8 protein-coding genes are annotated in these 8,636 nt (G+C 66.8%); 2 read left to right on the forward strand and 6 right to left on the reverse strand.

The annotated features are described in order from the left end of the window. A partial coding sequence (locus B3E94_RS01855; protein WP_286912119.1) for a cold shock domain-containing protein occupies positions 1-70 on the reverse strand: 70 nt, incomplete at its 3' end. A 328-nt stretch (positions 71-398) separates the two neighbouring features. Between B3E94_RS01855 and dcd the strand changes: the two genes are divergently transcribed. Continuing rightward, complete coding sequence (gene dcd, locus B3E94_RS01860; protein ID WP_012313046.1) at positions 399-965, forward strand: dCTP deaminase; 567 nt, start codon at positions 399-401, stop codon at positions 963-965. Positions 966-1,062: 97 nt separating this feature from the next. Then, complete coding sequence (locus tag B3E94_RS01865; RefSeq protein WP_176511076.1) at positions 1,063-1,275, forward strand: hypothetical protein; 213 nt, start codon at positions 1,063-1,065, stop codon at positions 1,273-1,275. On the opposite strand, the gene pdeM is transcribed toward B3E94_RS01865, so the two are convergent. From pdeM to B3E94_RS01890, 5 genes are all read right to left on the reverse strand, one after another. Then, entirely contained in the window at positions 1,276-1,935 is a 660-nt protein-coding gene (gene pdeM / locus B3E94_RS01870; protein WP_286912114.1) for a ligase-associated DNA damage response endonuclease PdeM, read from the reverse strand. Further along, positions 1,932-4,394 carry a ligase-associated DNA damage response DEXH box helicase gene (locus B3E94_RS01875; RefSeq protein WP_286912115.1) on the reverse strand — a complete coding sequence of 821 codons (2,463 nt, stop codon included), beginning with the start codon at positions 4,392-4,394 and terminating at the stop codon, positions 1,932-1,934. Before B3E94_RS01875 ends, pdeM begins: the two co-directional genes overlap by 4 nt. Positions 4,395-4,459: 65 nt before the next feature. Continuing rightward, positions 4,460-5,575: a succinylglutamate desuccinylase/aspartoacylase family protein gene (locus B3E94_RS01880; RefSeq protein ID WP_286912116.1), complete on the reverse strand. Its 1,116-nt coding sequence runs from the start codon at positions 5,573-5,575 to the stop codon at positions 4,460-4,462. An 82-nt stretch (positions 5,576-5,657) separates the two neighbouring features. Further along, entirely contained in the window at positions 5,658-7,316 is a 1,659-nt protein-coding gene (locus tag B3E94_RS01885; RefSeq protein WP_286912117.1) for an ATP-dependent DNA ligase, read from the reverse strand. Next, on the reverse strand, positions 7,313-8,329 hold the full coding sequence (locus tag B3E94_RS01890) for a ligase-associated DNA damage response exonuclease (protein ID WP_286912118.1): 1,017 nt from the start codon (positions 8,327-8,329) through the stop codon (positions 7,313-7,315). The genes B3E94_RS01885 and B3E94_RS01890 overlap by 4 nt, the downstream gene beginning before the upstream one ends. Positions 8,330-8,636 lie beyond the last annotated feature (307 nt).

Here is an 8,636-nt window from a genome sequence, read left to right on the forward strand (position 1 = left end):
GAGGGGTGATGAAGCCGTAGCCCTTCTCATCGTTGAACCACTTAACAACACCGGATTGACGGTTGGACATTTTTCTGTCTCCTTGGACAAAGTTGAAAACGGTCAGGAAAATCCCTGGCCGGGACTGAGCGCAAAGAGAGCAGAAAATTCAGCGATGGGCCGATCAGGATCGTGCATCAAACTAGAGATTCTCGGTGTCACGTGCAGCACAGTGGCGCCACCTTAACCCACTTTCCGCAGCCTGCCAATCTCCAAGATGGCCTTTGATGAAATTCAGATCGGCGGCGGCCGCAACCCCCGTCCGGCGCGGGATACGGCGCGGAACTTCAACTTGGGCGCCGGGACCGGTAAGATGCGCGTCTTGTTTTTCACCTCGCAACCCTTCAGGACACCCCGCCATGAGCATCAAATCGGACAAGTGGATTCGCCGCATGGCGCAGGAACACGGCATGATCGAACCGTTCGTCGAGCGCCAGGTGCGCGGCGAGCACGACAGCCGGGTCATCTCCTTCGGCGTCTCCAGCTACGGCTACGACGTGCGTTGCGCCGACGAATTCAAGGTGTTCACCAACATCAATTCGGCCACCGTCGACCCGAAGAACTTCGACGCCGGCAGCTTCGTCGATGTCAAAAGCGATGTCTGCATCATCCCGCCGAACTCCTTCGCCCTGGCCCGCACCGTCGAATACTTCCGCATTCCGCGCAACGTGCTGACCATCTGCCTGGGCAAGAGCACCTACGCGCGTTGCGGCATCATCGTCAACGTGACGCCACTCGAGCCCGAGTGGGAAGGCCACGTGACCCTGGAGTTCTCCAACACCACCACGCTGCCGGCGAAAATCTACGCCAACGAAGGTGTGGCACAGATGCTCTTCCTCGAGTCCGATGAAGAGTGCGAAGTGTCCTACAAAGACCGTGGCGGCAAGTACCAGGGCCAGCGCGGCGTCACCCTGCCGCGTACCTGAGCCGACGAGCGCGGGGAATTCCCTGCGCCTTTGGCACTCCAACGAGGTAACCGTGCCGATGTGCATGAAGCGCATCGGCTCTCGTCAGGAGCAGCCAATGAAACTCCATCCCGCAATCAGCGCGAAACTCGCGGTGCTGCAACCCAACCAGGTCGGCATGCTGCCTTGGTCGTTGCTGGCCCACCCGCTGCCGATGCAGGCCGGGGGCGTGCCGCACCAGCCCGAACCCGACACCCCACAGCCGCCCGAGCCCAGCGAGCCAGGCGACCCCATTCGGCCCGACGAGCCGCCTCCCGCGCCTGTGGCGTGATCAACTTCCCAGCGCCCAGACCTGCCCGTCGCCGGTGACGAAAACCCGCGTTTCGTCGCCGGGGGCGACCGTGTAGCCCCCGGTGAATTCGCCGAAAGCCGGCAGCAGGCTGAGCCGGGCATCGAGCACGAAGCACGGCAGGCGCAGTTTCTGGCGTGCTCGCCCGCGCAGCAGGTACACCGGATGCACATGGCCTGCCAGCACCGGGTGCTCGGGGTGAGCGGTCGGCTCGTGCTGCAAGGCGAATGGCGCCAGCAGCAAGGGTTGGTCGATTACCTCGATGCCCAATTCGGCTGGCGGGTCGCCTGCATGGCGGTCGTGATTGCCGCGAATGAGCACGATCTGCAGCCCATCGTGTCGACTACGCCACTCCCGAAGCCTGGCCAGAGTGTTAGGTGCCCGCGCCGTGCGCGCATGGATAAAATCGCCAAGGATGACCAATTGCCTGCAGTCGTATGCCGCCAGCAGGGCGTCCAGCCGCGCCAGGGTCGCCTCGGTGGTGCCCCGCGGCACCGGCTGGTGCAACGCCCGGTAGCTGGCGGCCTTGCCGATATGCACGTCGGCCACCAGCAATGTGTGGCGGGCAGGCCAGTAGATGGCCTTGTCGGCGAGCAGCCATAGGGTCTGGCCGCAATGCTCGACAACTAGATGACCGTTCATTGCGCGCCGCTGCCGCGTGAGGCTGCTTTTTCCAGGTCCGCCACCATGCGCGCGATGCGATCCGCCAGCTTCTCCGTGCTCAAGGTTTCGCGCATGCCCTCCACCAGCAAAGTGAAGGCCAGCGGCCCTGGTCTTTGCAGCGCCTGAAGGTCCAGCCGCAGCTGGCTCATCTTGTGCAACTGGCGCTGCAGCCGCTCGATTTCCAGCTCTTCGCGCAGCACTTCATCGCGTGCCTGGCCAAGCAGCAGGTTGCTGGCGTCGTGCTTGCGAAACACCTCGAAAAACAGCCCGCTGGAGGCCTGGATCTGCCGGGTGCTTTTTTGCGCCGCAGGGTAGCCGCCGAACACCAGGCCGGCGATCTGGGCAATTTCGCGAAAACGCCGCAGGGCCATCTCCCCGGCGTTCAGGCTGGCCAATACATCCTCCAGCAAGTTCTCGCTGGATAGCGCGCCAGGCAAGTGCGCGGCCCAGTCCACAGGGCTCGGGCTGAGCAGCTCGAAGCCGTAGTCGCTCACCGCGATCGACACCGACAGCGGTTGATTGCGGCTGACGCGCCAGGCGATGAGGGTGGCCAGCCCAAGGTTGGCCATGCGCCCGGCGAAGGGGTAGAGAAACAGATGCGAGCCCTGGCGCGATGCCAAGGTCTCGGCCAGCAGCGTCTGCGTGGTGGGCAACGCCGACCAGCGAGCCTGCAGCGCCAGCAGTGGGCGCACCGCGCGCATTTCCGGGCTGGCATAGCGGCCATGGGCGGCGCCATCGAGTTGCTCGACCAGCGCATCGGCCAGTTCGCTGGACAGCGGCATGCGCCCGCCATTCCAGCGGGCTACGGCAGCTTTGCGGGCGGTGCTGCGGCGGACATAGGCCGTCATGTTCTCGACCCTCACCAGCTCCAGCACGCGCCCGGCAAAAACCAGCGTGTCGCCTGGCCGCAGGCGGGCGATGAAGGCTTCCTCGACGCTACCCAGGTGCTTGCCGCCACCCCCCTTGCTCCAATACTTCAGCTGCAGGCTGGCGTCACTGACGATGGTGCCGATGCCCATGCGGTGGCGCCGCGCCAGGCGCTCGCTGGCCACCCGCCAGATGCCGTCGGGGTGGGCTTCGACGCGTTGGTAGTCGGGGTAGGCGCTGAGCGAACTGCCGCCATGGCTGACGAAATCCAGCGCCCACTGCCACTGGCTGTCGCGCAAGTCGCGAAATGCCCAGGTATCACGCACCTCGGCCAGCAGCTCGGGCGGGCGAAAGCCTGCGCCCAGGGCCATGCTGACCAGGTGCTGGACCAGCACGTCCATGCACAGGCGCGGCGAGTTGCGCGCCTCGATATGCCCGGCCGCCAGCGCCTCGCGCGCTGCGGCGGCTTCCACCAGCTCCAGGCTGTGGGTGGGCACCAGGGTGATGCGCGAGCGCCGCCCCGGCGCGTGCCCGGAGCGCCCGGCGCGCTGCATCAGGCGCGCGATGCCCTTGGCCGAGCCGATCTGCAGCACCCGCTCCACGGGCAGAAAATCCACGCCCAGGTCGAGGCTGGAGGTGCAGACCACCGCCTTGAGCGTGCCTTGCTTGAGGTTCAGCTCCACCCAGTCGCGGGTCGCCCGCGCCAACGAGGCATGGTGCAAGGCAATCTGGCCGGCCCAGTCGGGGCGCGCATCGAGCAAGGCCTGGTACCACAACTCGGCCTGGGCACGGGTATTGGTGAACACCAGGCTGCTGGCACAGTCATCGAGCTCATGGGCGACCTGGTCGAGCATCTTCAGGCCCATGTGGCCGGCCCAGGGAAAGCGCTCGATGGCCGGCGGCAGCAGGGTATCGACCACCAGGCGTTTGTCCTGGCGGCCGCGTATCAGCTGGCCGCCGTGGGGCAGCAGCACTTGCAGGGCATGGGCCAGGTTACCCAAGGTGGCCGACAGGCCCCAGGTCACCAGGCCGGGCTGCCAGCGGCGCAGGCGGGCGAGGGCGAGCTGCAGCTGCACGCCACGCTTGTTGCCGAGCAGTTCGTGCCATTCATCGACCACCACCAGGCGCAGGCTGGCGAAGTCGTTTTCGGCCTGGGCGCGGGTCAGCAGCAAGGTCAGGCTCTCGGGTGTGGTGATCAGCGTGCTCGGCAGGCGCCGGGCCTGGCGGGCGCGTTCCGCGCTGCCGGTATCGCCGCTGCGGACCCCGACGGTCCAGTTCAGGCCCAGGTCGTCCAGCGGGGCTTGCAAGGCACGGGCGGTATCGGCCGCCAGCGCACGCATGGGGGTGATCCACAGCACCTGCAGCCCAGCGGGTTGGCGGGCAGGGGTAGCGTCGGCAAAGGCGCGCAGGGCGCCCAGCCACACGGCGTAGGTCTTGCCGGCCCCGGTACTGGCGTGCAGCAGCCCGGATTCGCCACGGCCGATGGCGGCCCACACTTGCCGCTGGAAGGCGAAGGGCTTCCAGCCGCGGGCAGTGAACCAGGCGCTGGCAAGGTCGGTAGAAGCAGGCATGCGCGGTGGTCCTTGCAGAGCTGTGCTTCTACAGACCGCTGGCCAGCGGTATTGGTTTTACCGAATCAGTTGGCCAGCAGGTAGCCGCTGCGGCATACCTGCTCGCCGGCGAGATGGGCGATGACCATGCCTGCGGTGGCCATGCGGCGCACGCTGCGGGCGTAAAGCAGCCCGGGCTGCTCGGCGCGCACGGCAGTGACGCGGTCGCTGATCGGGTCGATGACCTCGGCGATCAGTTGCCCAGCCTCGACCTGCTGGCCGGGCCGCACGTGATACACCAGCAAGCCGCCCAGCGGCGCCGACACCGGCTCCACCGCCGCCAGCGGCGTGGCCGGGCGTGGCAGTGGCGGCAGCGGCGCGGGGGTGCCTTCGATGACCCCGGCATGGGTCAGGTAGTCGAGGATGGCCTGGCAGTCCTGGGTGGCCAGGTCATGGCTGACGTCGGCCTGGCCCCGTAGTTCGACGGTCACCGCGACGCTGCCCAGGGGGATCGGGTAGCGCTTGCCGAAGCGTTGCTGCAGCTGCCACCACACCAGGCTGAAGCATTCGTCGAACGACTGCCCGCCGGAATCGGTGGCCAGCAGGCTGGCCTGGGCGCCCAGGTAGCGCGCCAGCGGCTCGACCTGGGGCCAGGCCTCGGGCGTGGTGTAGAGGTGTTCGACGGCTTCGAAATCGCAATGCAGGTCCAGTACCAGGTCGGCGTCGCAGGCCAGCCGCTGCAAGGTCAAACGTTGCGATTGCAGGGGCGTGCGGGCTGGGTGGGCGTCGAGGCCACGGCGCAGGTACTCGCGAATCAGGGCCAGGTTGTGCGCGGGGTCCTGGGTCAGGTGGCCGTCGATCTGGTCGCCGATGCTGTCGGAAAGGTCGACGAACTTGCGGTTGAAGTTCTCGCCGCTCTGCAGCTCGAAACGCCCCAGCGGCGCGTCGAGCACCACCTGTTCCAGGCCCACCGGGTTGGCCACCGGCACCAGGATGATCTCGCGGCGCAGGCGCCCTTGCTGCTCCAGTTCGGCGAACCGGCGCTTGAGGTGCCAGGCAACCAGCATGCCGGGCAGTTCGTCGGCATGCAGCGAGGCCTGGATATACACCTTGGCGCCACCGCGCGGGCCGAAGTGGAAGCTGTGCAGCTGGCGGCTGATGCCGGGTACGGGGGAGAGTAGGTCGTGGGTCGTATGGTGCATGGTGGTCCTGGCGGCGTGGCGAAAACAATCTGCGACAAAGATAGAAGCATAAATTTGGCCAGCGCGCCTCACCGCGTGGCGATCAGGCCAGCAGTGCCTGCAAGGTGGCCAGGTCGTCGGCTTCTTCCACCGGTTTGTCCAGGCGCCAGCGCAACATGCGCGGGAAACGCACGGCAATTCCGCTCTTGTGCCGCTTGGACAAGGCAATGCCTTCGAAACCGAGTTCGAACACCAGCGTCGGGGTGACGCTGCGCACCGGGCCGAAGGTTTCCACCGTGGTCTTGCGGATGATGGCATCGACCTTGCGCATTTCTTCGTCGCTGAGCCCCGAATAGGCCTTGGCGAAGGGCACCAGGGCGCGCTCTGGGGTGCCGGCCGGGGCGTTCCACACGGCAAAGGTGTAGTCGCTGTAGAGGCTGGCGCGCCGGCCATGGCCGCGTTGCGCGTAGATCAGCACGGCATCGACGCTGAACGGGTCGATCTTCCATTTCCACCACAGGCCCATGTCCTTGGTCCGCCCCACGCCGTACAGGGCCTCGCGCTGCTTGAGCATCAGCCCTTCGACGCCCAGGCTGCGTGACTGCTCGCGCTGCTCGGCGAGCGCTTCCCAGCTGTCGCCATGCAGCAGCGGCGAGAGCCGTACCGGGCCCAGCGAGTGGTTATCGAGCAGCCATTGCAGTTGCCGGCGGCGTTCATGCTGTGGCCGGTTGCGCCAGTCCTCGCCTTGCCATTCCAGCAAGTCGTAGGCCTGCAGGATCACCGGCGCGTCGGCCAGCAGCTTCTTGCCCAGGGTCTTGCGCCCCAGCCTTTGCTGGAGCAAGGCAAAGGGCTGCACGGCCAGCGCGTCGCTGCTGGCGCCGGGTTTCCAGACCAGGATCTCGCCATCGAGCACGACGCCGTCCGGCAGGCTCTGGGCCAGGCTGTGCAGCTCGGGGAAGCGCTCGGTGACCAGTTCTTCGCCGCGCGACCAGACCCACAGCATGCCTTCGCGCTTGACCACCTGGGCGCGGATGCCGTCCCACTTCCATTCGACCTGCCAGTCGCTGGGCGGGCCGAGCAAGGCGTCGAATTGCTCGGTGGGCGCTTGCAGGGCGTGTGCCAGGAAGAAGGGGTAAGGCTGGCCGCCACGCTGTAGGTGTTCATCGGCCGATTCGGCGGCAATCAGCTTGTGGTAGGCCTGCGCCGTGGGGCGGTGGCCGATGTCGGTATAGCCGACCAGGCGCTGTGCCACCCGTTTGCTGTCCAGGCCGGCCAGCTGCGCCAGGGCGCGGGTGACCAGCAGTTTCGACACGCCGACGCGAAAGCTGCCGGTGATCAGCTTCAGGCAGAGCATCAGGCTTGCCCGGTCGAGCTGCGCCCAGAGCGGGGGCAGGCGCTCACGTATGCGTTCCGGGGCCAACCCGCGCAGCGGCAGCAGGTGCACCTCGACCCAATGGGCCAGGCCCTCGTCGTTGCCTGGGTGGGTTTCTGGCAACACCAGGGAGATGGTTTCTGCCAGGTCGCCCACCGCTTGATAGCTCTCTTCGAACAGCCACTCCGGCAGGCCGGCCAGTTCCGTGGTCAGCTCGCGCAACAGGCGGGTTGGCACCAGTTGCCGAGGCCGGCCGCCGGACAGGAAGTACACCGCCCAGGCGGCATCTTCGGCCGGTGCGCTGGCGAAGTAGTCGCGCAGGGCTTCGAGCTTGGCGTTGCTGGAGGTGGTCGCATCCAGGCGCAGATACAGCGCCGCAAAGGCTTTCATGGCTCGGGCTCCGTGGCAGGTGCGTCGTCTTCGTCGCCGTATTCGGTGACGAATGACCGGGCATCCAGGCCCTGTTCATTGAGGTAGCGCACCAGCACGTTGACCGAGCCGTGGGTGACCATCACCCGTTCGGCGCCGGTCTGGCCGATGGCCCACAGCACCCCGGGCCAGTCGGCGTGGTCGGAGAGCACGAAGCCGCGGTCCACGCCGCGCCGCCGGCGGGTGCCGCGCAGCAGCATCCAGCCGCTGGCGAAGGCGTCGCTGTAGTCACCGAAGCGGCGCATCCAGCTGCTGCCGGCCGCGGAGGGCGGCGCCAGCACCAGGGCCTGGCGCATCAGCGGGTCGTTACGTGGAATGTCGCCTGCGTAGCGTGTTGAGGGCAGGTGTACGCCTGCTTCGCGGTACACCCGGTTCAGCGGTTCGACCGCGCCGTGCACCAGGATAGGGCCGATGCTTGAGTCCAAGCCATGGAGAATCCGCTGCGCCTTGCCGAAGGCGTAGCAGAACAGCACGCTGGCCTTGCCCTGGTCGCGGTTGCTGCGCCACCAGCTGTTGATGCCGGCGAAAATTTGCGCCTGCTCGGGCCAGCGGTAGATGGGCAGGCCGAAGGTCGATTCGGTGATGAAGGTGTGGCAGCGCACCGGCTCGAAAGGGGTGCAGGTGCCGTCGGGTTCGACCTTGTAGTCGCCGGAAGCCACCCAGACCTCGCCCTGGTGCTCCAGGCGCACTTGCGCCGAGCCCAGCACATGCCCGGCCGGGTGCAGGCTGAGGGTGACGCCGTGGTGCTGGATGCGCTCGCCGTAGGCCAGGGTCTGCAGGTCGATGTCCTGGCCGAGGCGGCTGCGCAGGATGCCGGCGCCGGGGGCGGCCGTCAGGTAATGGCGATTGCCGCTGCGGGCATGGTCGCCATGGCCGTGGGTAATGATCGCGCGTGCCACCGGGCGCCAGGGGTCGATGTAGAAATCACCGGGCGGGCAGTACAGGCCTTCGGGGCGGGCGATGACGAGGTCCATGGCGTGGGCGCTGGTAGCTGGGGTTATCAGTTAGGAGCGGGGCCAGGGTTGGGAAGTTCGTTTGGGTTGGGTCGGGGGGAGGTGCTTGTCGTGGGTTTTTTAGCGGTTTTGAAATCGAGCGCCGCCCGCGCGGCGCATCGCGGATAAATCCGCTCCCACATTTGTTGCAACGTACCTATGCCTGATAGGCCATGGTTGTCAGCCTGGGTGGTACGACACGATGTCTCGGCGGGCACCAAAGGCGGACAACCATGGCCTGACAGACCGTGGCACGTTGCAACAAATGTAGGAGCGGATTTATCCGCGA

It is taken from the genome of Pseudomonas sp. UBA6315 (genome assembly GCF_002438125.1).
Classification (GTDB): domain Bacteria; phylum Pseudomonadota; class Gammaproteobacteria; order Pseudomonadales; family Pseudomonadaceae; genus Aquipseudomonas; species Aquipseudomonas faucium.